The 21,945-nt window shown below is 53.9% G+C and carries 25 protein-coding genes; 23 read left to right on the top strand and 2 right to left on the bottom strand.

Going from position 1 to position 21,945, the window contains the following annotated elements; translation table 11 throughout:
* The first annotated feature begins 88 nt into the window (after positions 1–88).
* The 4 genes from BS29_RS06685 to rlmN all read left to right on the top strand — a co-directional run bounded on the left by BS29_RS06685 (position 89) and on the right by rlmN (position 4,396).
* Positions 89–742 (top strand): histidine phosphatase family protein, encoded by a 654-nt coding sequence (locus BS29_RS06685; protein WP_229956428.1) that lies wholly within the window; start codon positions 89–91, stop codon positions 740–742.
* On the top strand, positions 739–1,233 hold the full coding sequence (locus BS29_RS06690; RefSeq protein ID WP_229956429.1) for an invasion associated locus B family protein: 495 nt from the start codon (positions 739–741) through the stop codon (positions 1,231–1,233). Before BS29_RS06685 ends, BS29_RS06690 begins: the two co-directional genes overlap by 4 nt.
* Before the next feature lie 154 nt (positions 1,234–1,387).
* Positions 1,388–3,094, top strand: coding sequence for a tetratricopeptide repeat protein (locus BS29_RS06695; RefSeq protein ID WP_229956430.1), 1,707 nt, complete (start codon positions 1,388–1,390; stop codon positions 3,092–3,094).
* Positions 3,095–3,148: 54 nt separating this feature from the next.
* Positions 3,149–4,396, top strand: a complete 1,248-nt coding sequence (gene rlmN / locus BS29_RS06700; RefSeq protein WP_229956431.1) for a 23S rRNA (adenine(2503)-C(2))-methyltransferase RlmN — start codon at positions 3,149–3,151, stop codon at positions 4,394–4,396.
* Between the two features lie 9 nt (positions 4,397–4,405).
* Here the strand turns inward: rlmN and BS29_RS06705 are convergent, their stop codons facing one another.
* Positions 4,406–4,855, bottom strand: a complete 450-nt coding sequence (locus BS29_RS06705) for a RidA family protein (protein ID WP_229956432.1) — start codon at positions 4,853–4,855, stop codon at positions 4,406–4,408.
* 50 nt (positions 4,856–4,905) lie between these two features.
* On the opposite strand from BS29_RS06705, the gene BS29_RS06710 reads away from it, so the two are divergent.
* From BS29_RS06710 to BS29_RS06720, 3 genes are read left to right on the top strand one after another with little or no spacing between them, the layout of a single operon-like run.
* Complete coding sequence (locus BS29_RS06710) at positions 4,906–5,718, top strand: cytochrome b/b6 domain-containing protein (protein ID WP_229956433.1); 813 nt, start codon at positions 4,906–4,908, stop codon at positions 5,716–5,718.
* The gene (locus BS29_RS06715; RefSeq protein WP_229956434.1) at positions 5,711–6,472 is read left to right on the top strand and encodes a molybdopterin-dependent oxidoreductase; all 762 of its coding nucleotides are present in this window, start codon (positions 5,711–5,713) and stop codon (positions 6,470–6,472) included. The genes BS29_RS06710 and BS29_RS06715 overlap by 8 nt, the downstream gene beginning before the upstream one ends.
* Positions 6,473–6,515: 43 nt before the next feature.
* On the top strand, positions 6,516–7,754 hold the full coding sequence (locus BS29_RS06720; protein ID WP_229956435.1) for an SAM-dependent methyltransferase: 1,239 nt from the start codon (positions 6,516–6,518) through the stop codon (positions 7,752–7,754).
* A gap of 9 nt (positions 7,755–7,763) precedes the next feature.
* Here BS29_RS06720 and BS29_RS06725 read toward each other — a convergent pair whose 3' ends face one another.
* Entirely contained in the window at positions 7,764–8,207 is a 444-nt protein-coding gene (locus tag BS29_RS06725; protein WP_229956436.1) for a DUF1801 domain-containing protein, read from the bottom strand.
* A gap of 89 nt (positions 8,208–8,296) precedes the next feature.
* Here BS29_RS06725 and BS29_RS06730 point away from each other — a divergent pair, with 89 nt between their 5' ends.
* The 16 genes from BS29_RS06730 (at position 8,297) to truB (ending at position 21,922) form a co-directional block, all read left to right on the top strand.
* Positions 8,297–9,520: an argininosuccinate synthase gene (locus BS29_RS06730; RefSeq protein ID WP_229956437.1), complete on the top strand. Its 1,224-nt coding sequence runs from the start codon at positions 8,297–8,299 to the stop codon at positions 9,518–9,520.
* Between the two features lie 11 nt (positions 9,521–9,531).
* The gene (locus BS29_RS06735) at positions 9,532–10,506 is read left to right on the top strand and encodes a calcium/sodium antiporter (RefSeq protein WP_229956438.1); all 975 of its coding nucleotides are present in this window, start codon (positions 9,532–9,534) and stop codon (positions 10,504–10,506) included.
* 78 nt (positions 10,507–10,584) lie between these two features.
* Complete coding sequence (locus BS29_RS06740) at positions 10,585–10,932, top strand: ArsR/SmtB family transcription factor (RefSeq protein WP_229956439.1); 348 nt, start codon at positions 10,585–10,587, stop codon at positions 10,930–10,932.
* On the top strand, positions 10,929–11,366 hold the full coding sequence (locus BS29_RS06745; RefSeq protein WP_229956440.1) for a VOC family protein: 438 nt from the start codon (positions 10,929–10,931) through the stop codon (positions 11,364–11,366). The genes BS29_RS06740 and BS29_RS06745 overlap by 4 nt, the downstream gene beginning before the upstream one ends.
* Before the next feature lie 10 nt (positions 11,367–11,376).
* A complete protein-coding gene (locus BS29_RS06750) occupies positions 11,377–12,057 on the top strand; it encodes an aquaporin (RefSeq protein ID WP_229956441.1) in 681 nt (226 codons plus the stop codon).
* Positions 12,058–12,179: 122 nt separating this feature from the next.
* The gene (gene rimP / locus BS29_RS06755; RefSeq protein WP_407673759.1) at positions 12,180–12,740 is read left to right on the top strand and encodes a ribosome maturation protein RimP; all 561 of its coding nucleotides are present in this window, start codon (positions 12,180–12,182) and stop codon (positions 12,738–12,740) included.
* A gap of 2 nt (positions 12,741–12,742) precedes the next feature.
* Entirely contained in the window at positions 12,743–14,377 is a 1,635-nt protein-coding gene (gene nusA, locus BS29_RS06760; RefSeq protein WP_229956443.1) for a transcription termination factor NusA, read from the top strand.
* The gene (locus BS29_RS06765; protein WP_229956444.1) at positions 14,358–15,071 is read left to right on the top strand and encodes a DUF448 domain-containing protein; all 714 of its coding nucleotides are present in this window, start codon (positions 14,358–14,360) and stop codon (positions 15,069–15,071) included. The genes nusA and BS29_RS06765 overlap by 20 nt, the downstream gene beginning before the upstream one ends.
* Positions 15,072–15,137: 66 nt before the next feature.
* Positions 15,138–17,684 (top strand): translation initiation factor IF-2, encoded by a 2,547-nt coding sequence (infB, locus tag BS29_RS06770; protein WP_229956445.1) that lies wholly within the window; start codon positions 15,138–15,140, stop codon positions 17,682–17,684.
* Positions 17,681–17,899: a hypothetical protein gene (locus tag BS29_RS06775; protein WP_229956446.1), complete on the top strand. Its 219-nt coding sequence runs from the start codon at positions 17,681–17,683 to the stop codon at positions 17,897–17,899. Before infB ends, BS29_RS06775 begins: the two co-directional genes overlap by 4 nt.
* 4 nt (positions 17,900–17,903) lie before the next feature.
* Positions 17,904–18,314 carry a 30S ribosome-binding factor RbfA gene (gene rbfA / locus BS29_RS06780; protein ID WP_229956447.1) on the top strand — a complete coding sequence of 137 codons (411 nt, stop codon included), beginning with the start codon at positions 17,904–17,906 and terminating at the stop codon, positions 18,312–18,314.
* A gap of 108 nt (positions 18,315–18,422) precedes the next feature.
* Positions 18,423–19,001, top strand: coding sequence for a thymidine kinase (locus BS29_RS06785; RefSeq protein WP_229956448.1), 579 nt, complete (start codon positions 18,423–18,425; stop codon positions 18,999–19,001).
* Complete coding sequence (locus tag BS29_RS06790) at positions 18,994–19,539, top strand: GNAT family N-acetyltransferase (protein ID WP_229956449.1); 546 nt, start codon at positions 18,994–18,996, stop codon at positions 19,537–19,539. Before BS29_RS06785 ends, BS29_RS06790 begins: the two co-directional genes overlap by 8 nt.
* Positions 19,536–20,246, top strand: a complete 711-nt coding sequence (locus BS29_RS06795) for a class I SAM-dependent methyltransferase (protein ID WP_229956450.1) — start codon at positions 19,536–19,538, stop codon at positions 20,244–20,246. Before BS29_RS06790 ends, BS29_RS06795 begins: the two co-directional genes overlap by 4 nt.
* A gap of 76 nt (positions 20,247–20,322) precedes the next feature.
* A complete protein-coding gene (locus BS29_RS06800; protein ID WP_229956451.1) occupies positions 20,323–20,835 on the top strand; it encodes a DUF2239 family protein in 513 nt (170 codons plus the stop codon).
* Positions 20,836–20,857: 22 nt separating this feature from the next.
* The gene (truB, locus tag BS29_RS06805) at positions 20,858–21,922 is read left to right on the top strand and encodes a tRNA pseudouridine(55) synthase TruB (RefSeq protein WP_229956452.1); all 1,065 of its coding nucleotides are present in this window, start codon (positions 20,858–20,860) and stop codon (positions 21,920–21,922) included.
* Positions 21,923–21,945: the final 23 nt, after the last annotated feature.

Genomic DNA, 21,945 nt, shown 5'->3' on the forward strand with positions numbered 1-21,945 from the left:
AAAATCTGTGGAAAAAACCAATAATGCCGTTAAACCCGCTAGAGATATTGGCCAACGACGTGATCCAGGGACAAAATAGATCATAGATATGAGCAATTTAAGCAGTGATTTGAGCACAGCAGGAAAACGCCTTTTCATTGCACGCCATGGGGAGACTATTTTCAATCTGGCCGGGCGCATTCAGGGGAATGAAGCACATACGCCGCTAACGCAGCGCGGCTTTGCACAGGCCGATGAAATGGGGCGGGCGCTGGCGCTTTATCTCAAAGGGTTTTCTAGCTTGGAACTGGTCGCCTCCGACACCGGTCGAGCCCTTCAAACCCTGTCGATTGTGTGTGAGCATATTGAAATGGACTGGCATCAGGTTGTTGCCGATCGGCGCCTTAGAGAAATCAATATGGGAGAGTGGGAAGGCACCTACTACAACGACCTCAATGGTAAGCTGAAGATAGACCACAAGCATGGCCTGTTCCTTACACAGGCGCCGGGCGGAGAAAGCTATGGCGATATTGTCAGACGGTTGAAAACTTGGATTGCGGACCAGAGATTTGAACGGGATATGTTGTTGATCAGTCATGGCATGACCAGCCGAGTGTTACGCGGTCTGTTAACCGGGCAAGAGCCGTTGGAGCCGATTGCCGCGCCCATGGCGGAAAGCCTGCCGCAAGGATCAATGGTGCAGATTGTCGATGGCGTGGAAACAATTGTCCATCTTGGTGCGGGAGAGGGTGAAAAGGCATGAGGGTCGCAGCCGCCTTGTTTGCCCTGGGCCTGAGCATAGTCCCTGTGCAGACGGCTGCAAAAGACTCCCTCGGTATTTTTAACAGCTGGGGCGCTTTTCGTGATCCCAATGTGCCGCGCTGCTACGCCATTGCAGAGTCGGAAGAAATTACCGGCAAGGCAGAGCGTAAATCCTACGCATCCGTTGGTTTCTGGCCAAAGAGAAATATCCGGGCCCAATTTCATGTACGGCTTAGCCGGGATCGTTCAACCAATAGCCGTGTGATGGTTGGGATTGGCGGTCGACGCTTTCAGCTGACTGCAGACCGGTCTGATGGCTGGTCACAGGACCGGCGCATGGATGCTGCAATCATCGCAGCGCTTCGCTCGGCCAAGAGCATGACGATTGAAAGCACTGGCCGCGATGGCAAGCCGATTGTAGATGCTTATTTATTGCGTGGAGCGGCAACCGCCATTGATGCGGCGTCACTGGGATGCTCACGCTTGCGATAGTTTCTGATCGTAACTGCGATATCCCGTTGCGTGCTTGAGTTGAGCAGCAGGATAATTGCGATAGATTCGATAATTCGTTCAAAATGGACTAAAATGAGAGGTCTGTATCATGCGTATCCAATGATTTGACTCAATTGACTCGTGGGAGGGGTTCATGAAGAAATCAACGATATTGTTAAGAGCCGGAATTCTGTCACTGGGGCTGTCAATTGGCAGCGTCGCGAATGGCAGTTCCGCCGATCCGATCGCGGCAGAGGCCAGTTCTGATGCTGATCTGGTAAAACGGGCTGGCGCACCTTTGTTTGAAGGCATGGGTAACTATAATCGCTCCATAACAACCTCTTCGAAAGAGGCTAAACGCTATTTCAACCAGGCCATGGTGCTCGCTTTTGGGTTTAATCATGCCGAAAGTATCCGCTCGTTCCGGGCCGCGCAGAAGCTCGATCCTGAATGTGCGATGTGCTTTTGGGGAGAGGCTCTCGCGACCGGTCCGAACATCAATGTGACGAGCAAGGGCAAAGCAGTGATGAGCGATGATGATCGCCGTGCTGCCCATAAAGCCGTGCAGCGCGCGCTGGCATTGAAGGGTAATGCTTCGCCTGTGGAACAAGCGCTGATTGAGGCCCAGGCCAAACGCTATAATGGCGATCCATCAAGCGATCGCGAAGTGCTGGATCTCGCTTATGCTGAAGCCATGGGCAAACTAGTGGAAGCTTTTCCGGAAGATGATGACGCAGCGGCGATCTATTCCGAAGCGCTGATGAATACCATGCCGTGGGACTATTGGTCTGCAGAGGGTGAGCCTAAACCCGAAACCGAAAAAGTAATCGCTGCTTTGGAGCGGATAATCGCGCGTAGCCCGGAGCATCCATTGGCATTGCATCTTTACATCCATGCGGTCGAGGCATCGAAAGATCCTGGCCGCGCGGAAGATGAAGCTGATGCACTCGCCGATCTGGTCCCCGGCTCAGGCCATCTGGTGCATATGCCGGCGCATATTTACTGGCGGGTTGGCCGCTATGACGATGCCGCAACGGCGAATATCAAGGCTGCTGCCGTGGATGAGGAATATATCGCGGCATGCAACGCGCAGGGATTTTACCCGGCCCTTTATTATCCCCATAATATCCATTTTCTATGGGCAGCTACCAGCATGTCTGGGCAAAGCAAAATGGCGATGAGCTCAGCCAAAAAACTGGCGGCCAATGTTCGGCTGGAGCAGATCGAACAATTCCCAACCGTCGAGTTTTTCAAGACCATCCCGCTTTTGACGCTGACGCAATTTGGCAAATGGTCGGAGATTATAGCGGAGGCACCGCCACCAGAAAATCTGGACTATTCCAATGCTATCTGGCGTTACGCAAGGGGTGTTGCACTGGCAAATATGGGCGATAGTGCTGGTGCAAAAGCGGAAAGGGAGAAGCTTTCGGCGGTCAAGGACACGGTGCAAATCCGCTTTCTCGACAATGCCGATTATCCCGCTAGCGTTTTGCTCAATATCGCGGACGACCTGCTGCAGGGGGAAATTGCTCTGAAATCTGGCGACCCGGCTATGGCAATTGAGCATTTCGAGCGAGCTGTCGATAAACAGGATGCGTTGCCTTATATGGAACCGCCTTTCTGGTATTACCCGACGCGTCAATCGCTGGGACAGGCTTTGATGGCGGATGGGCAATTTGTCGAGGCCGAGGCGGTTTATCGCCGCGATCTGAAGGATTATCCGCGCAACGGCTGGTCGATGTCTGGCCTGGCCGCTGCACTAGATGGCCAAGGCAAGGTCGATGAAGCAGCGGAAGCGCGAAAAGCCCTCCAGGTGATCTGGGCAAAGGCGGATGTCACGCTGAATGGATCGCGCCTCTGAACAAAGCGCCGCTAAGGCTGGCAATTGCTGGCGACCCGCCCTATATGCGCGATCATGCAGATTCCCGGCCATATTGATCCTGTCCCGCTTCCCGCCAAAGTCACGCCTCGTGAAGACGGGCGTGTGGACCTTATCGGCCTGAGCGTCGCCGAGATAAGGGATGTACTGATAACTGCCGGGCTGGATGAGAAGCAAGGCAAGTTGCGCTCGAAGCAGTTGTTCCACTGGATTTATCATCGTGGAATTACCGATTTTGCGCTCATGACGGATATGAGCAAGACCCTGCGCCCCTGGCTCGCGGAGCGATTTGTGATTGGCCGGCCCGAAATTGTCGAAGCGCATCTGTCGGAAGATGGAACGCGCAAATGGTTGCTGCGATCCGCGGACAAGCAGGATTATGAGATGGTCTTCATTCCTGATGAAGACCGCGGGACCTTGTGTATATCTTCGCAAGTCGGTTGCACTCTCAATTGTCGCTTCTGCCATACGGGAACCATGCGATTGGTGCGCAACCTGACACCTGGCGAGATTGTCGGGCAAGTCATGCTGGCGCGCGATGCGTTGGGCGAGTGGCCGAAGGGTGTGATGGACTTTGCCGATCAAGATGAGGCGGAAAATACCAAGGAATATAATCAGGCCTACAAGTCTGACGGCCGCCTGCTGACCAATATCGTGCTTATGGGCATGGGTGAGCCGCTCTATAATTTCGACAATGTCCGCGACGCGATGAAGGTGGTTATGGACGGCGCTGGCTTGGCGCTTTCTCGCCGCCGGATCACTCTGTCGACCAGTGGTGTCGTGCCGATGATCGCCAAGGCGGGCGAAGAGATAAATGTCAATCTCGCGATTTCCCTGCACGCGGTGAATAAGGAAACCCGTGACGAAATCGTTCCGCTGAACCGTAAATATAGCATAGAGGAATTGCTGCAGGCCTGTGCGGACTATCCCGGAGCAAGCAATGCGCGGCGCATTACCTTTGAATATGTCATGTTGAAAGACAAGAATGACAGCGACGAAGACGCCCGTGAGCTGGTAAATCTGCTCCGGCAATATGATCTGCCAGCCAAGGTCAATCTCATCCCGTTTAACCCGTGGCCGGGATCCGCCTATGAATGCTCAACGCCGGAGCGTATCAAGGCCTTTTCCAAGATTGTCTTTGATGCCGGTATCAGCGCGCCTGTTCGGACACCGCGCGGCCGGGATATCATGGCCGCTTGTGGTCAGTTGAAATCCGCGAGTGAAAAGAAAAGCCGCGCCGAACTAGACCGTCTGGCGGAAGAAAAACAGGCGGCATTGGGCTGATATCCGGCTTTAGACGGCTGCGATAACGTCAATTTCTACCATCAATTCGGGCAGGGCCAACGCTTTAACCTCGACAATTGTGTCAGCAGGGTAGGGTTCAGAAAAATACTGCTTCCGCGCTTCAACGATTTTGGGAAAGTTTGCCATATCCGTCAGATAGATGGTGACTTTGACGATTTTATCCCTACTGCTTCCGCCCGCTGCCAGCACGCGATCGATATTGACGAAGGTCTGCGCAACTTGCTGATCAAAATCCTCCGCACCGACAATATTGCCCATCTCATCAATCGCCGCCTGGCCCGATAGAAAGAGCAAATCACCAACGCGCCAACCCGGGGCAATGGCATAGGGGGCGAGGGGGTCGGATTCCAATGTAATGACTTTACGTTGACTGGCCATGTGCACCTCATTGTTGACGATATGATCGACGGTGGAAAAATGATTTCTTTTCTTCGTCATGTAACGACTAACTTCCTTTTGTCGAACAACTCTCTAGAATGATACCGGTAATGACAGCATCAGCAGAAAAGGCCGAAAAGCGCCACCGTTTGACCACGCGCGTCTGGCATTGGGTCAATGCGCTGTGCCTACTTGTGTTGCTTATGAGCGGGCTAACCATATTTAACGCACACCCGCGGCTCTATTGGGGCGAATATGGCGCTCATGACGATTATGCCTGGGCTGCAGTGGGGTCATCGCAAACCCTTGGCTATGTGAGAGTTGGCGAAACCAAGATTGAGACGACCGGTTTTATCGGCAATTGGCGCGATAGCGACGGCAAGATACAGACTTGGGCCTTTCCTGGTTGGGCAACCATCCCATCTTACTACAGCTTGGCCGAGGGGCGTCGCTGGCATTTTTTCTTCGCCTGGATTTTTAGCATAGGGTTGACGATTTTCATGATCCGCTCCCTGTTCAATCGTCATGTGCAAAGGGACCTGCATGTCACTCGGTCTGAATGGCGACCTTCTCATATCTGGCGGAGCCTAAAAGATCATTTGCGATTGCGGTTTCACGATGATGGTACCGTCAATATCTATAATATCCTGCAGAAATTCAGCTATATCGGAGTGATATTTATCTTGTTGCCACTGATGATTTTGACTGGTCTCGCCATGTCACCAGCAATGGACGCAAACTGGCCTTGGCTGACAGATATATTTGGCGGGCGACAATCGGCGCGATCAATACATTTTATTGGGATGCTTCTTTTGGTTTCGTTTTTCATTGTTCATATGGTGACACTTGCTCTCGCCGGACCATTTAAGCAAACTTGGGCCATGATTACGGGCGGCAAACGGGAAGGAAGCGCAGATGCGTAAATTGTTGACGCGCAGATCTCTCATCACCAGCGCCGCCCTCGGTGCTGGCGGTTTGCTGATCGGTTGTGATGCTTTGAGCCGCAGTCCGAGTTTTCAGAACATCTTGGCCAGCGCAGAAGATGCGAATTTCCTCGTTCAACGTGCCTTGGGCGACCGTATGGAACTCGCCAGCGAATATAGTATCGCTGATCTGTCACCGACATTTCGTGCCAATGGAACCCGCGATCCCGGCACAGCCGACTATGCGGAGAGCGCAACGCAAGGCTTCGCAAATTGGCAATTGAAACTGACAGGTTTGTTCAAGAAACCACAGAATTTCTCTCTAAGTGCTTTACAATCTATGCCTCAGAGGACCCAGATCACACGTCATGATTGTGTGGAAGGATGGAGCGCAATTGGCCAGTGGACCGGTGTGCCTTTGAAGCTGTTGCTTGATCTGGCACAGTTACAGGATACAGCCAAATTTCTCGTGTTCCATTGCGCAGACCGGCTTGGTGGCCGACCTTATTATGAGAGTATCGACTTGCTTGATGCCTTTCATCCACAAACAATCATGGCGCATCGGTTGAACGGAGAGGCGGTTCCGATTGAAAACGGTGCCCCACTGCGTCTGCGTGTGGAACGGCAATTGGGATACAAGCATGCGAAATATGTGACGGGGATTGAGGCGGTGGCAACTCTGGACAATATCGGCGAAGGCAAAGGCGGATATTGGGAAGATGTAGCTGATTACGAATGGTATGCTGGAATCTAACGGGCATTTGATGAGGGAGAATATATGCTGAAGGAGCGCATGAATGTCCATTTTGGGTAGTTTTTTAGCTAGCGTTGTAAAAAAAGGGTCAATTGCCGTCATTCATCCGGATGGCTCGACGGAAAAATTTGGAACCCCTGAAGACGGATTCCCGGACGTTGCAGTGCGTTTGGCTGACAAGGGCGTTATGCGGCAGATTTTGCTTGATCCGCGCTTGGGGGCTGCTGAAACATTTATGGATGGGCGCTTGATTGTCGAGCAAGGCGATATAATGGAGCTGGTCCAGCTTTTGCGTGCCAACAAACGGTGGGAAAGAGGTGGCCGCCTCAATGACCCCAGTGCTTTGAAGAAAGTGAAAAGCCTCATTGCCGCTCGCTTGGACAGTATAAACGGGCAGCGCCGTTCCAAGGCCAATGTTGCTCATCATTATGATCTTAGTCGTGATCTCTATGAGCTGTTTCTTGATGAGGACATGCAATATAGCTGTGCTTACTGGACAGACCCGGACAATACACTTGAGCAGGCACAGTTAGACAAAAAGGCGCATATCGCAGCAAAATTGGATCTGAAAGCCGGACAGCGAGTGCTCGATATTGGTTGCGGTTGGGGCGGTATGGCGCTCTATTTACATCAAAAATTTGGTGTTGAAATGTTGGGCATTACGCTCAGTGAGGAACAGCTGAAAGTAGCCCAGGAACGCGCGGAAAAAGCCGGTGTTGCTGATAAAGTAAAATTCGAACTGATAGACTATCGTGATCTTGCGGAGCGCGATACAGGACAGTTTGATCGCATTGTGTCCGTTGGTATGTTCGAGCATGTTGGAACGCCGAACTTCAAAACCTTCTTCCGCTGTTCTGCCAATTTGATGACCGATGATGGCGTGATGTTGCTCCATACAATCGGGCGTATGGGCAAACCAGGGACGACTGATGCCTTTACCCGCAAATATATCTTTCCTGGCGGCTATATCCCCGCTTTGAGTGAGACCGTTGAAGCCAGCGAACATTTTCGATTGATGGCCACAGATGTTGAAACGCTTCGGCTTCACTATGCGCTGACGCTGCGCGAGTGGTACAAGCGGACTGTGGCGAATAAAGATAAAATCGTTGCGCTATACGACGAGCGGTTTTTTCGTTTGTGGACCTTTTATTTAGCGGGAGCAACGGCCGCCTTTGAAAGTGGCAGCATGTGTAACTACCAGATCCAGTTTAGCCGCAATCGCCATACGCTGCCTTTGACGCGCGACTATATCGGGGAAGTAGAGCAAAAGCTGCGCGGATAGTGCACTTGGCTATCGTGGATATTTTTTGTCCATCGCTTGTTTGTCGAATGCAATAAGCTCTGCCAATGCGTCTCTGTCAATCCGATCGAGTCGGGTGACGTAAAGGCATGAAGATCCTCGTTTGTGAGGGCCGAGCTTTTCTAGCAACTCGGCCTGTTTGGCTTTGTTTTCTTTTTCGCTGGTGCAGCCCAATACATAAAGGCTCAGGTTCTGTTTTCGCGGCGAAAAGCCTGACCGGCACATGTCGCCTTCGCGCCCGGATTCATATTTGTAATGATAGCTGCCAAATCCGATGATGCTATCGCCCCACATTTTTGGCTCGTCGCCGGTGATGTTTTTGAACATATCGAGTAGCTCCAGAGCATCCCGTCGACGTCCTTCGTGCTCGACCGAACCGATAAATGCGGCTACATCGCCGTCATTCTCTTTGGTTTTATTTTCCGCTGTTGCCATGTTTTCCTCCTCTAAACCCTGTATATCATATTGCTTACAAATTTGGAGCCTGTTAGGCGCGCCGCTCTGAACATTTGGAAAGATTGAAAATGAGCGATTCCGTCAAGCGTGTGGTTTTGGCCTTTTCCGGAGGTCTTGATACCAGTGTGATCCTGAAGTGGTTGCAGCAAGAATATAATTGTGAAGTCGTTACTTTTACTGCTGATCTGGGACAGGGAGAGGAATTAGAACCTGCGCGCAAGACGGCAGAATTGCTGGGTGTTAAGCCTGAACATATCTTCATTGATGATTTGCGCGAAGAATTTGTGAAAGATTATGTCTTCCCGATGATGCGGGCCAATGCGCTTTATGAGGGGCTCTATCTGCTCGGCACTTCAATCGCTCGGCCGCTTATTTCAAAGCGCCAGATAGAGATTGCCAAAGCGACTGGCGCTGATGCCGTGGCTCATGGTGCAACAGGGAAAGGCAATGATCAGATCCGCTTTGAACTAGGATATTATGGGCTGAACCCCGAGGTGAAGGTTATAGCGCCTTGGCGGGAATGGGATTTGACGAGCCGTACCCGGTTAATTGAATTTGCTGAAAAGCACCAAATTCCTGTCCCCAAGGATAAGCGTGGTGAAGCACCATTTTCGACAGACGCAAACATGTTGCATACCTCGTCCGAGGGCAAAGTGCTGGAAGATCCATGGGAAGAGGTGCCGGATTACGTCTATTCGCGGACTAACAATCCCGAGGATGCGCCGGATACGCCGGAATATATCACCATCGATTTTGAACATGGTGATGGTGTAGCCATTAATGGTGAGGGGATGAGCCCCGCGACCTTACTCGAAAAGCTGAATGACTATGGTCGTGAGCACGGCATTGGTCGGCTCGATCTGGTCGAGAACCGCTTTGTCGGCATGAAATCGCGCGGCATGTATGAAACGCCGGGTGGTACGATTTATCATGCGGCCCATCGCGGTATAGAGCAATTGACCCTCGACAGCGGCGCAGCCCATATGAAAGATGAACTGGCACCGCGTTATGCAGAACTGGTCTATAACGGTTTCTGGTTTGCGCCCGAACGTGAGATGTTGCAGGCGGCGATTGACAAGAGCCAGGAGCGGGTGACCGGAACGGTGCGGCTGAAGCTCTATAAGGGCTCGGTTAATGTGGTTGGCCGCAAGGCGGATGTCGATTTTAACCTCTACAGCGAAGATGTCGTTACCTTTGAGGATGATGCGGGCGCTTATGATCAGAAAGACGCAGAAGGCTTTATCAAACTCAATGCCTTGCGGCTTCGGTTGCTAGGTAAGCGTGACGGCTGAACTGACCTGACATGCTGATCGCGATCTTTACCCTGCTGGTTGGCTTCGTCGTCCTGATTGTGGGCGGAGAACTGCTGGTGCGCGGCGCTGTTCGTGTGGCGGAGCGGGCTGGCATGTCAGAACTGTTGATCGGTCTCACTATCGTTGGCTTTGGTACTTCGGCGCCGGAATTAGTCGCGAGTGTAGAAGCGGCGCGTGCGGGATCGCCTGGCATAGCCTGGGGTAATGTCGTTGGGTCGAACCTCGCCAACAGTCTGCTGATCCTGGGGACAGCCTCCTTGATCTTGCCGATGGTCGTGCCGCGCGGGCCATTGTGGCGCGATGGCGGGTTGGCATTGGTTGCAACGGTCGTTCTCTGGCTGGTGGCAAGTACAAGCGGGATCACCGTTGCTATTGGTGTCGGTTTTCTCCTCGTTCTCTGCGCCTATCTCAGCTATGCTTATTGGGCTGAGAAGACGCAGCCTATCGGCGCGAGCGCGCTGCACGAGAAGGCGGAGTCGCTCGAAGTCACGGATACACATTTGCACGATGTCGAGCCGCTCTGGCGATCCGTTCTGATATTGATTGCGGGTATTGTGTTGATCGTTTTGGGCGGTCGCTGGCTCGTTGAAGGGGCTGTGGATCTGGCGCGTTTGATCGGCATGAGTGAGGCTGTAATCGGGCTTACGGTCATTGCCATCGGTACTTCGCTGCCGGAACTGGTGACCTCTGTTATTGCGGCTTACAAGGGGGCGAGCGCGGTAGCGCTGGGTAATGTGCTGGGGTCGAACATCTTCAACCTGCTGCTGATTGGCGGGGTTACTGCGGTGATTGCGCCGGGGACCATTCCGGGTGAGATCACCAACTATGGTCTGCCTTTGCTGATTGCGACGTCGTTACTGTTGATGCTCTTTGCTGCCACAGGGCGGCGGATAACGCGGTGGGAGGGGGCTGTCCTCTTGATCATTTACATCGCGCAGCTCGTTTACAATGTGGTGGCGGTCTAAGGCCTTCCCTAGGGACTGAAGTTTGCGAAAGGGCCGCGGAGATTGACTCTACGTTTATATTTCGATATTACTGGAAATATGGAAACGATTCGAAGTCATACTGCTGTCGACGCCCTCTCTGCACTGGCGCAAGAACATCGCCTGGCGATATTTCGCTTGCTGGTGCAGGCGGGGCGCAGCGGATTGCCTGCCGGGCAAATTGCCAAGGAACTAGATATGCCAGCCAGTTCGCTATCTTTTCACCTGTCGCACCTCAAAAATGGTGGTGTGGTGAGCGATGAAAGGGATGGCCGTTCGATCATCTATCGCGCCGATTTTCAGGCGATGAACCAGTTGATGGCGTTTCTCCTGGAAAATTGCTGTGCGGGCGATGACTGCCTGCCGACGGATGCAGCGGACACATGTATGGAAGGACAAGACGCATGAAAAGATTTCACCTCAACCTGAAAGTATCGGATCTCGAAAAATCCCGAGCCTATTATGCCAACCTGTTCGGCGAGCAACCAGCTGTGGTGAAGCCCGATTATATCAAGTGGATGCTGGACGATCCGTATATCAATTTCTCGATCGAGCCTGTCAGCGACGCCACTGGCGGCGAAACCGGCATCGCCCATGTCGGCCTGCAAGCAGAAAGTCCTGAAGAACTGCAAGCCGTCTACGAGCGTGTGCAGGATGCCGCCGGTCCGCGGTTTGAGGAAGGCGCGACCACCTGCTGCTATGCCTCATCAGAGAAAAACTGGACACAGGACCCGGACGGCCTGATCTGGGAAGCCTTCTACACCGACGGACAGGTCACCCATTATGGGAAATTGCCGGATCTCGGCGGCGGTAAATCCGACGCTGCGTGCTGCTTGAACTAAGGCGCAGAAAATGGGGGATTTTTCAAGGGCGCAAAAGCTCGGCGCCGAAGCGCTGGGATCGTTTTTCCTGTTTGTCACCGTGGTTGGCTCAGGGATCATGGCCGAAAATCTGGCGGGCGGGAATGTCGCTATCGCGCTGCTCGGCAATACGCTGGCAACCGGCGCGATATTATTCGTGCTGATCGCGATATTGGCACCGATATCGGGTGCGCATTTCAATCCGGCGGTCACCTTTGTCATGATCTTGCGCAAAGAACTGACACTGAATGTTGGCGTTTTGTTTGTCATTGCGCAGCTCATCGGTGGTCTGATTGGTGTCTGGGCGGCCCATCTCATGTTTGAACTGCCGGTTTTCCAGCTGAGCGAGAAAACCCGAACCGGCGGTGGCCAGTGGCTCGGAGAACTGATCGCAACCTTCGGATTGCTGTTCACGATATTGGGTACGGTGCGCTTTCGCCCCGATTGGGTGGCACCAGCGGTGGGGCTTTATATATCCGCGGGCTATTGGTTCACCAGCTCGACTAGCTTTGCCAATCCGGCGATCACGGTTGGCCGCGCCTTTTCCAACAGCTTTGCCGGAATCGCGCCAGCGGATGTGGCTGGATTTGTCGCCGCTCAGTTTGTCGGTGCGGCCTTGGCATGGATGGTCACGCGCTGGATGTTTGCACCTTCACCTGCGACAGAAAATTAAGGCGTTGCAAATTTGGGAATCAATCCCTAAATAGCAGTCATCCCAACATTGTGAGATTTTGAAGGGGCTGGCGCCAAACGGGGCCGGCGCAAAAGAGTTTTGCATTTTTACTGGAACCAAATTTGACGGATATGACTGCCATTATGAACCTGATCACACCGGAAGCGGAAGCTTTGGGTTTTGAACTGGTGCGCGTGCAGTTTGTATCCGGCGCGGATGAGCCGACCTTGCAGATCATGGCGGAGCGACCAGAGACGGGCCAGCTCGGCATTGACGATTGCGCGGCCTTGTCACGGCGGATTTCAGAAAAATTTGATGTGCTGGAAGAAGAAGGGCGTGATCCGATTGAGGAAGCCTATCGGCTCGAAGTCAGTTCACCCGGTATCGATCGCCCGCTAACCCGCGCAAAAGACTACGCGAATTGGGCCGGACATGAAGCACGGATCAATCTGATCGAGGCGGTTTCGGGCAAGAAGCAATTGCGCGGCTTGCTAGACGGCATCGAAGGTGAGATAATAGCGATTGACGATCGCAAGGCGGGGCGTCAAACGACCACTCTCGACAACGTGCATAGCGCAAAACTGATTCTGACCGACGCCCTGATTGCTGCGACCATCCCGGTTTCTGCCGATGGCGCCGATGAAATTGAAGAAGATACTCTAAACGAAGAACAGGAAGACTAATCATGGCCAGTGCCATTTCTGCAAATAAGGCTGAATTGCTAGCTATCGCCAATGCCGTTGCATCGGAAAAGATGATCGACAAGACCATCGTCGTTGAAGCAATGGAAGAGGCGATCCAGAAAGCCGCTCGTGCTCGCTATGGTGCGGAAAATGATATTCGTGCCAAGCTCGACCTGCAAACCGGCGACCTGCGTCTCTGGCGTGTGGTTGAGGTGGTTGAAGAAGTTGAAGACTATTTCAAGCAGGTTGACCTGAAACAGGCCGATAAGCTGGAAAAAGGCTCGAAACTGGGCGACTTTATCGTTGATCCGCTGCCTGCTGTTGATCTGGGCCGCATTGATGCGCAGTCCGCGAAACAGGTTATCTTTCAGAAAGTCCGTGACGCAGAGCGTGAGCGGCAGTTTGAAGAGTTTAAAGACCGCGCTGGTGAAATCATCACCGGTGTCGTGAAGTCGGTAGAATTCGGCCATGTCGTCGTTGATCTGGGCCGTGCCGAAGGTGTTATCCGCCGCGACCAGCAAATTCCGCGCGAAGCCGCCCGTGTTGGTGACCGCGTCCGTTCGCTGATCATGAATGTGCGCCGCGAAAATCGCGGACCACAGATATTCCTGTCTCGCGCCCATCCCGATTTCATGAAGCTCTTGTTTGCGCAGGAAGTTCCCGAAATTTATGACGGCATAATCGAGATTAAAGCCGCCGCCCGTGACCCCGGCAGCCGCGCCAAAATCGGCGTGATCAGCCAGGACAGCTCAATCGATCCGGTTGGTGCCTGTGTGGGTATGAAGGGTAGCCGTGTTCAGGCCGTCGTGCAGGAAATGCAGGGCGAAAAAATCGACATCATTCCTTGGTCCGACGATATCGCGACCTTTGTTGTCAACGCACTGCAGCCTGCAACGGTGAGCCGCGTGCTGATTGACGAAGAAGAAGGCCGCATCGAAGTGGTTGTTCCTGACGATCAGCTCAGCCTTGCCATTGGTCGCCGCGGACAGAATGTCCGTCTCGCGTCACAATTGACCGGCCTGGCCATCGACATCATGACCGAAGCCGACAGCAGCGAGAAGCGTCAGGCCGAATTTGCCGTCCGCACCGCGATGTTCCAGGAAGATCTCGACGTGGATGAAACCTTGTCGCAGCTTCTGGTCGCTGAAGGCTTTAGCGAGATGGAAGAAGTCGCTTATGTCGCACCGGAAGAGCTTTCCAATATCGAAGGCTTTGACGATGAGCTGGCGGCCGAACTGCAAAGCCGTGCGCTGGAAGCATTGGAGCGTCGTGAGGCGGCTGCCAAGGCAGAGCGTACCGAGCTTGGCGTTGAAGATGCGATTGCCGAACTGCCTCATATGACCGAAGCCATGCTGGTGACTCTGGGTAAAGCGGGCCTCAAAACTCTCGACGATGTTGCTGATCTGGCAACCGACGAGCTGGTTCTGAAGCGCAAAGCCGAGCCACGCCGCCGCAATGACAATCGCAAGCCAGAGCCCGATGGCGTACTGGCGCAATATGGTCTGACCGAAGAGCAGGGCAATGAGATTATCATGGCCGCTCGTGCGCACTGGTTTGACGACGAGGAAGAAGCTGCTCCGGCTGCTGAAGCTGAGGCGGAAACAGGGGAGGACGCTAATGCGGAAGCTCCCCAATGAGACGCCTTCTAAACCTTTAGATCGCGCACCACACCGTAAATGCATATTGACTGGGGAGAGCCTTCCCCAGGAAGCATTAGTGCGTTTGGCGCTCAGCCCCGATGACGGGATTGCCCCCGATGTCCGTGCCAAAGCGCCGGGCCGTGGCGCCTGGATCAGTGTCGATCGCAATGCATTGGAGCAGGCGCAGGCCAAGGGCGCGCTGAAAGGCGCATTGTCGCGCGCCTTCAAAACCGGCAAGCTTGATATTCCCGATGATCTGGCCGCACAGGTTGAAAATGCTCTGGAACGCGCCACATTAGACAGGCTGGGACTGGAAGCGCGTGGCGGAATGCTTCTGACCGGTTCAGAAAAGATTGAAACGGCTGCGCGGCAGGGCGATCTTCAGATGCTCCTCCACGCCGCTGATGCTGGTCGTGACGGGTCTACTAAACTCGATCAGGCATGGCGCGTCGGCAGTGACCGGGAAGGGCAGGATGTCCGCGGTCAGATATTGCCGGTGGACCGACAGGCCCTTTCTGTGGCATTGGGCCGTCAAAATGTCGTGCATATAGGTATAACCGACCACAGGGCGGCGGGGCGAATATCGCACATGCTGGATAGATGGCGTCACTTTATCGGGTCTGAGAAGGCCGGTGGCGCCAGCGATCATGGTAGTGATGATGGCGGTGAGGCGAAGAAGAAAGTTGCGTGAACTGGTTTGAAGTTGATCAGTTAAAATATTGAAGTAATGAATTTTTTTAAGGATTAAGTCTGTTCGATGAGTGAAGATAACAAAGATACCGCAAAACCTGCACGCAAGCCTTTGGGACTGAAGCGTTCGGTTGAGCCCGGTGAAGTCAAACAGACGTTTAGCCACGGTCGGACCAACAAGGTCGTCGTCGAGGTCAAGCGCCGTAAACTCGTGGGCAAGCCCGGAGCACAGGAAGCTGCCAAGGATATAGTGCCGGAAACCCCGGCACCGGCGCCTGCGCCTGCTCCTGTTGAAGCGAAGAAGCCGGCTCCGGCGCCCAAGCCAAAGCAGGAAGACGTGCTGACCCGTCAGGAAAAGCAGGCGAAATTGCTGCGCGAGGCCGAAGAAGCCCGTCTGGCCGCCATGGAAGAAGCGCGCAAACGCGATACCAAGGCCAAGAAAGACCAGACCGCCGAAGAGAAAAAGCGCGCCGAAGACAAGCGTAAGGCGGAAGAAGAAGCGGCTAAAAAGGCTCAGGAAGAGATTAAAGCGGCGGAAGAAGCGGCTGCTGCTGCGGCTGCCGAAGCGGCAGAGGCACCAAAGGCTGACGAAGCCAAGCCAGCGACCAGCGGCACGTCACATCCGCCTGCACGCAAATTTACACCGGTTGAGGCTCCGAAACGGCCTGAACCGAAGCAGAAGCCAAAAACCGGACGCAGTGATCGTGGTGATCGCCGCCAATCCGGCAAGCTGACCGTTAACCGCGCTCTCCGCGGGGAAGACGGCGCAGCACGTGCACGTTCGCTTGCGGCGCTGAAACGCGCGCGTGAGAAAGAAAAGCGGGCGCAAATGTCGGGTCAACCGCGCGAGCCGCGTGAGAAGCAGATTCGTGATGTGATCGTGCCGGAAGCAATTACCGTGCAGGAACTGTCCAAGCGCATGGGCGAAAAGGGCGCTGATCTCGTCAAATCCCTGTTCAACATGGGTTCGATGGTGACCGTCAACCAGACGATTGATCAGGATACAGCAGAATTGCTGGTCGAGGAATTTGGCCACAATATCCAGCGCGTGTCCGAGGCCGACGTTGAAATTGATACGGAATCGGATGTTGATCCGGAAGAAACGCTGAAACCGCGTCCGCCGGTGGTTACGATTATGGGGCATGTCGACCATGGTAAGACGTCGCTGCTCGACGCACTGCGCGGTACCGATGTGGTCGCTGGCGAAGCTGGCGGCATTACCCAACATATCGGCGCTTATCAGGTTAAAATGAAAAATGGCGACAAGATCACCTTCCTCGATACGCCGGGCCATGAAGCCTTTACCAGCATGCGGCTGCGCGGGGCGAATGCCACCGATATCGTTATCCTGGTGGTGGCGGCCGATGACGGTCTGATGCCGCAGACGATTGAGGCGATCAACCACACCAAGGCGGCCGATGTGCCGATGATTGTGGCGATCAACAAGATCGACAAGGAAGGCGCCGACCCGATGCAGGTGCGCACGCGTCTGTTGGAACATGAAGTGATCGTCGAGGAAATGTCTGGTGACGTGCAGGATGTTGAAGTTTCTGCACTCAAGAAGACCAATCTCGAAGAGCTGATCGAGAAGATTCACTTGCAGGCCGAACTGCTTGAACTCAAGGCCCGTCCCGATCGTGCCGCTGAGGGCATTGTGATCGAGGCCAAGCTCGACAAGGGACGCGGTCCTGTGGCCACCGTTTTGGTCCAGCGCGGTACGCTGAAACGCGGTGATATCTTTGTTGTCGGCTCGCAAACCGGTAAGGTTCGGGCGATGATCGACGACAAGGGCGCACAGCCCAAGGAAGCCGGTCCATCGGTTCCGGTCGAAGTGCTGGGTCTGTCCGGCGTTCCGTCTGCCGGCGACAAGCTGACCGTGGTCGAGAATGAATCGCGCGCGCGCGAAGTCGCGACCTACCGTGCTGAGCAAGAGAAACTGCAACGCACGACGCAGGCACCGACGAGCCTGGAGAATATGTTCTCTGCGGCTGCGGACAGCGCGGTTGAATTCCCGCTGCTCGTTAAAGCCGACGTGCAGGGCAGTACCGAGGCGATTGTCCAGGCACTGAACAAGATATCCAATGACGATATCAAGGTCCGCATCCTGCACAGCGGCGTGGGCGCGATCACCGAGTCCGACGTAACCTTGGCAAGTGCCAGCAAGGCCCCGATTATCGGCTTTAACGTCCGTCCCAATGCCAAGGCGCGCGAAATTGCGAAGCGCGATGGTGTGCGGCTGAAATATTTCGATATCATCTATGATCTGACCGATGAAATCCGCGCTGAAATGGCCGGTGAGCTGGGCCCAGAGAAGATCGAGAACGTCATGGGCCGCGCCGAGGTCAAAGAGGTGTTCAAATCGGGCAAGCGCGACAAGGCCGCTGGTCTGCTGGTCACCGAAGGAACGCTCCGCAAAGGCCTATTCGCACGGCTCACCCGCGAGGATGTCATCGTCAGCAAGACGACCATCGCCTCGCTGCGCCGCTTCAAAGACGATGTCGAGGAAGTCCGCGCCGGTATGGAATGTGGTGCGGTGCTGGAAGACACCAACGACATCAAGCCAGGCGATATGCTGGAAGTCTTTGAGGTTGAAGAGAAAGAACGCGTTCTTTGATGGAAGAAGCCATTGGCGTGGGGAAGTTTGCCCGATATGTGATCGAACCTAGGGCTGAAGGCGTATATCTTTTTGTTTTTGAAAGCACGGATAGCGCTTTTCCTGAAAAAGACTTTTTGGAAGATACGACAGTTATTGCGAAAGAACTGTGCGAAGAAGAGTTCGGCGTCAAACCCGATCACTGGCGACCATATAGCGGTGAGAGTCTAAGATAGACCTATGGCAAAATATAACGACACATCCCCTGAAGGCCGTTCGGTAAGGCTATTGCGTGTAGGCGAGCAGGTTCGGCATATCCTGTCCGAACTGCTGATGCGCGGAGAAGTGCATGATGAACTGCTTACAGCGACCAGTGTCAGCGTGACCGAGGTACGGATGTCCCCCGACTTGCGCCACGCCACTGTCTTTGTGAAACCGCTACTGGGCGCAAATGAAGCGGATGTGCTCAAGGCGCTGAAAACCAACACCGCCTATTTCCAGAAAGAAGTCGCCAGTCGGGTGAAGATGAAATATGCCGCACGGCTCAAATTTCTCGCCGACGAAAGCTTTGACGAAGCGGCGCATATTGAAAATCTGTTGAGTAATCCGAAGGTTGCTCAAGATTTGGGCGAGGAGCATGGTGAGGAATAGCAAATAGGCGTTTTCGTCATCCTGAACTTGATTCAGGATCTATTTCAAGGTCATATGGTTAACGGAGATCCTGAAACTAGTTCAGGATGACGGGTTTAGAGACTGATTATGGCCAAACTCTATTTCTACTACAGCTCGATGAACGCGGGTAAATCAACGACATTGCTGCAGGCGGATTTCAATTATCGCGAACGCGGCATGCGCACGATGCTATGGACGGCGGCGCTGGATGACCGGGAAGAAGCAGGCTGGATCAATTCTCGCATCGGTCTGAAGAAAAAAGCGCATATCTTTGAAAAAGAAACAGATATGCTGGCAGATATTAGCGCCCAGCATGAAGACGATACGCTGGATTGCGTGCTGATTGACGAAGCCCAGTTCATGACCAAGGATCAGGTATTTCAGGTTGCATTGGTCGCGGATCAACTGCGCATCCCGGTGCTCGCTTACGGTCTGCGCACCGATTTTCAGGCCGCGCTATTTCCCGGCAGTGCGCAATTGCTGGCGATTGCCGACGAGCTGGTCGAAATTAAAGCCGTCTGCGAATGCGGCAGCAAATCGACGATGAACATGCGTGTCGATGAAGAAGGCAGTCCCGTGCTGGCTGGTCAACAAACGGCAATTGGCGGCAACGAGCTTTATGTCGCGCTGTGCCGCAAGCATTTTATGGAAAAGCTCAATGGCTGACCTGTCGGCGGTACTGGAGGAATTTCCGGTACGTCTGGAACCCTTGGCCGAACATCATATCGAACCGCTGCGCGCCGCCTGTGCAGAGGACCAGGATATCTGGGATATTTACCCGGTTTCGATGCTGGATGAACATTTCGACAAGGCGATGGAAGCTTTCCACAGCACCGACAATTGGGTGCAATTTGCGGTGATCAACGCGGAAACCGGCAAGCTGGTCGGCATGAGCAATTATATCAATCCCGATCCCAATACCAAAGTGACCGAAATCGGCGGTACCTACATAGCGCCTTCGGTGCGTGGCAGCGGCTTTAACGATGTCATGAAAAAGCTCATGATCGACCATGCCTTTGCCTGCGGCTTTACCCGCATCGAGTTTCGGGTGGATACCCGCAACAAACGCTCGATGGCAGCGGTGCTGAAATTGGGTGCCAAGCATGAAGGAACGCTGCGGAAAAACCGGATCACCTGGACTGGCTTTATTCGCGATACGGCTGTATTTGGCTTGCTCCAAGAGGAGTGGGCGAACCGGGAATGACAGATGATGTGAACGGCTGGGTGCCGTCCGCTGATGCCTGGATCGCATCAATGGGCGAGCAAGGCGACTGGACGCGGCGCACCTTTCTAGATGCTGTGATGTTGGGTCGTGCGACTGCCATAGGTGGGCATTTCCTGGATGTCGGGTGCGGGGAAGGGCGCTTCGTCCGCATGCTGCAAGATCGCGGCCTCTCGGGATCGGGCATTGATCCTGTCCCCAGCCTGATTGAAACAGCGCGGCAACGCGATCCAGATGGCGACTATGCGATTGGCATTGGTGAAAAACTGGCCTTTGACGATGCCAGTTTTGATCTGACGGTCAGTTATTTATCGTTGATTGATATCGAGGATTATCGTGCGGCGATTGACGAAATGGTCCGCGTGACCAAACCCGGTGGTTCCTTGTTGATTGCCAATCTGACAAGCTTTTTCACGGCCGGGAAATGGAATCGTAGCCTGACCGGCACCGCGAAATGCTTTCAGATGGACAATTATTCCAAGGAGCGCGCCACGCGCGAAAAATGGGCCGGTATCGATATTCTCAACTGGCATCGTCCGCTGAGCGCCTATTTTGATGCCTTTCTGGGCCATGGTCTGCAACTCACCCACTTTTCTGAGCCAACGCCGCCGGATCAAAATGATCCAAAAAGTGATCGCTATACGCGGGTGCCCGGCTTTCTGGTCATGGAGTGGAAGAAGCCGACATAGCTATCAGATTTATTTTACCCGGGTATATTGACTCCAATATTATCGGGGTATAAATGCGCGTCCGAAAGGATTCACCATGACCACCTATACAGCATTTTCGGAAGCAAACTGGTTGGCGACAGGATCTCGCTCGGAGATTATCGACACCTTGCGCGCCTTGCCTGCGGTAAAGCGAAGTTCCGACATATTGGTTTTCGATGACGAGACCGGCAGCCAGATAGATTTTGATTTGCGGCCCACCAGTGAAACAGAAGCGCCGATAAAGCGGGGGCGGCCAAAGCTTGGTGTGGTTTCCAAGGAAGTCACCTTGCTCCCGCGGCATTGGGACTGGCTGAGCAAACAATCCGGTGGGGCATCAGCGACATTGCGCCGGTTGGTTGATCAGGCGCGAAAAACTGGTGTGGACAAACGAAAAGGACAAGATGCAGCGTATCATTTTCTGACCGTCATGGCGGGAGATTGGCCACAATTCGAGGAAGCGATACGAGCGCTTTATGCAGATGACCGGGAACGTTTCATGTTGCTTTCCAAAGCGTGGTCGGCTTCGGTCCGCGATCACGCCATCGGTCTGGCATGGCCGAAATCGTGATACCATTTTCTGGGAATCAACTTTGAAACCGCACGGCTGGATCATTCTCGACAAACCGCTGGAGCTGGGATCAACCCAGGCCGTAGGCGCGGTAAAACGCAATTTGCGTGAGGCTGGGCTTCTCGGCAAGGGCAAGGACAAGACAAAGGTCGGGCATGGCGGAACGCTGGATCCCTTGGCGACTGGGGTTCTGCCTATAGCGCTGGGAGAGGCGACCAAGCTGTGCGGGCGTATGCTGGACGCGTCGAAAATCTATGAATTTACGATTGCTTTCGGAAAAGAGACCGAGACGTTGGACGCCGAAGGGGAGGTGTCTGAAACCTCTGGCAATTTTCCGACCTTGGTTCAGGTGAAGGCTGTCTTGCCCCAATTTACCGGGCCGATTGAACAGATACCGCCCAAATATTCGGCGCTGAAAGTTGATGGCAAGCGCGCTTATGATCTGGCGCGGGCCGGTGAAACGGTTGAGATGAAGATGCGGGCGGTGGAGATCTATGCGCTTTCCATCTCCTCTCCCCATGAGGGAGAGGAAAGCGATGCTTGTGAGCGGAGCGAACTAGCTAAGCTTGGTGAGGGGTTGAGAGGAAGCGCCAAGCCAGACCCCTCTCCAACTCGACTAGGGCAGCAAGCTGCCAAGTCTCCGTTTCCTCTCCCTCAAGGGGAGAGGATAGATTCTGTTACCCTCATCGCCAATGTCTCAAAAGGCACTTACATCCGCTCTCTGGCCCGCGATATTGCGCGCGCACTCGGTACCGTCGGCCATGTCACGATGCTGCGCCGCACCAAGGCGGGGCCGTTTACGCTCAAACATGCGATTTCTCTGGACAAACTCAATGAAATTGGTAAGGGCGCGGACATTAAAGATTATCTCTTGCCGCTTGAGGCGGGGCTGGACGACATCCCGGCTTTTGACCTCACTCCTGATCAGGCAAGACTGCTTCGGCAAGGCCAAAGGCTGGACGAACAGGAATTGATCGGGAACCCGCCAAATGACGGGCTTTTTCTAGCGACCGAAGATGGTTCTCCGGTTGCCTTGGCAGAGCTTGTTGTTGGAACCGTAAAGGTTGTTCGCGGATTTAATATGTAAAGATGTTCGAAGGAAAAATTAGA

Source organism: Parasphingorhabdus litoris DSM 22379 (assembly GCF_020906275.1).
Lineage (GTDB): Bacteria > Pseudomonadota > Alphaproteobacteria > Sphingomonadales > Sphingomonadaceae > Parasphingorhabdus > Parasphingorhabdus litoris.

What these genes read in the sequence shown, in the direction of transcription:
- BS29_RS06685 (WP_229956428.1), top strand. Translation starts at nt 89, where the DNA reads ATGAGCAATTTAAGCAGTGATTTGAGCACAGCAGGAAAACGCCTTTTC.
- BS29_RS06690 (WP_229956429.1), top strand. Translation starts at nt 739, where the DNA reads ATGAGGGTCGCAGCCGCCTTGTTTGCCCTGGGCCTGAGCATAGTCCCT.
- BS29_RS06695 (WP_229956430.1), top strand. Translation starts at nt 1,388, where the DNA reads ATGAAGAAATCAACGATATTGTTAAGAGCCGGAATTCTGTCACTGGGG.
- rlmN (WP_229956431.1), top strand. Translation starts at nt 3,149, where the DNA reads ATGCAGATTCCCGGCCATATTGATCCTGTCCCGCTTCCCGCCAAAGTC.
- BS29_RS06705 (WP_229956432.1), bottom strand. Translation starts at nt 4,855, where the DNA reads ATGACGAAGAAAAGAAATCATTTTTCCACCGTCGATCATATCGTCAAC.
- BS29_RS06710 (WP_229956433.1), top strand. Translation starts at nt 4,906, where the DNA reads ATGACAGCATCAGCAGAAAAGGCCGAAAAGCGCCACCGTTTGACCACG.
- BS29_RS06715 (WP_229956434.1), top strand. Translation starts at nt 5,711, where the DNA reads ATGCGTAAATTGTTGACGCGCAGATCTCTCATCACCAGCGCCGCCCTC.
- BS29_RS06720 (WP_229956435.1), top strand. Translation starts at nt 6,516, where the DNA reads ATGTCCATTTTGGGTAGTTTTTTAGCTAGCGTTGTAAAAAAAGGGTCA.
- BS29_RS06725 (WP_229956436.1), bottom strand. Translation starts at nt 8,207, where the DNA reads ATGGCAACAGCGGAAAATAAAACCAAAGAGAATGACGGCGATGTAGCC.
- BS29_RS06730 (WP_229956437.1), top strand. Translation starts at nt 8,297, where the DNA reads ATGAGCGATTCCGTCAAGCGTGTGGTTTTGGCCTTTTCCGGAGGTCTT.
- BS29_RS06735 (WP_229956438.1), top strand. Translation starts at nt 9,532, where the DNA reads ATGCTGATCGCGATCTTTACCCTGCTGGTTGGCTTCGTCGTCCTGATT.
- BS29_RS06740 (WP_229956439.1), top strand. Translation starts at nt 10,585, where the DNA reads ATGGAAACGATTCGAAGTCATACTGCTGTCGACGCCCTCTCTGCACTG.
- BS29_RS06745 (WP_229956440.1), top strand. Translation starts at nt 10,929, where the DNA reads ATGAAAAGATTTCACCTCAACCTGAAAGTATCGGATCTCGAAAAATCC.
- BS29_RS06750 (WP_229956441.1), top strand. Translation starts at nt 11,377, where the DNA reads ATGGGGGATTTTTCAAGGGCGCAAAAGCTCGGCGCCGAAGCGCTGGGA.
- nusA (WP_229956443.1), top strand. Translation starts at nt 12,743, where the DNA reads ATGGCCAGTGCCATTTCTGCAAATAAGGCTGAATTGCTAGCTATCGCC.
- BS29_RS06765 (WP_229956444.1), top strand. Translation starts at nt 14,358, where the DNA reads ATGCGGAAGCTCCCCAATGAGACGCCTTCTAAACCTTTAGATCGCGCA.
- infB (WP_229956445.1), top strand. Translation starts at nt 15,138, where the DNA reads ATGAGTGAAGATAACAAAGATACCGCAAAACCTGCACGCAAGCCTTTG.
- rbfA (WP_229956447.1), top strand. Translation starts at nt 17,904, where the DNA reads ATGGCAAAATATAACGACACATCCCCTGAAGGCCGTTCGGTAAGGCTA.
- BS29_RS06785 (WP_229956448.1), top strand. Translation starts at nt 18,423, where the DNA reads ATGGCCAAACTCTATTTCTACTACAGCTCGATGAACGCGGGTAAATCA.
- BS29_RS06790 (WP_229956449.1), top strand. Translation starts at nt 18,994, where the DNA reads ATGGCTGACCTGTCGGCGGTACTGGAGGAATTTCCGGTACGTCTGGAA.
- BS29_RS06795 (WP_229956450.1), top strand. Translation starts at nt 19,536, where the DNA reads ATGACAGATGATGTGAACGGCTGGGTGCCGTCCGCTGATGCCTGGATC.
- BS29_RS06800 (WP_229956451.1), top strand. Translation starts at nt 20,323, where the DNA reads ATGACCACCTATACAGCATTTTCGGAAGCAAACTGGTTGGCGACAGGA.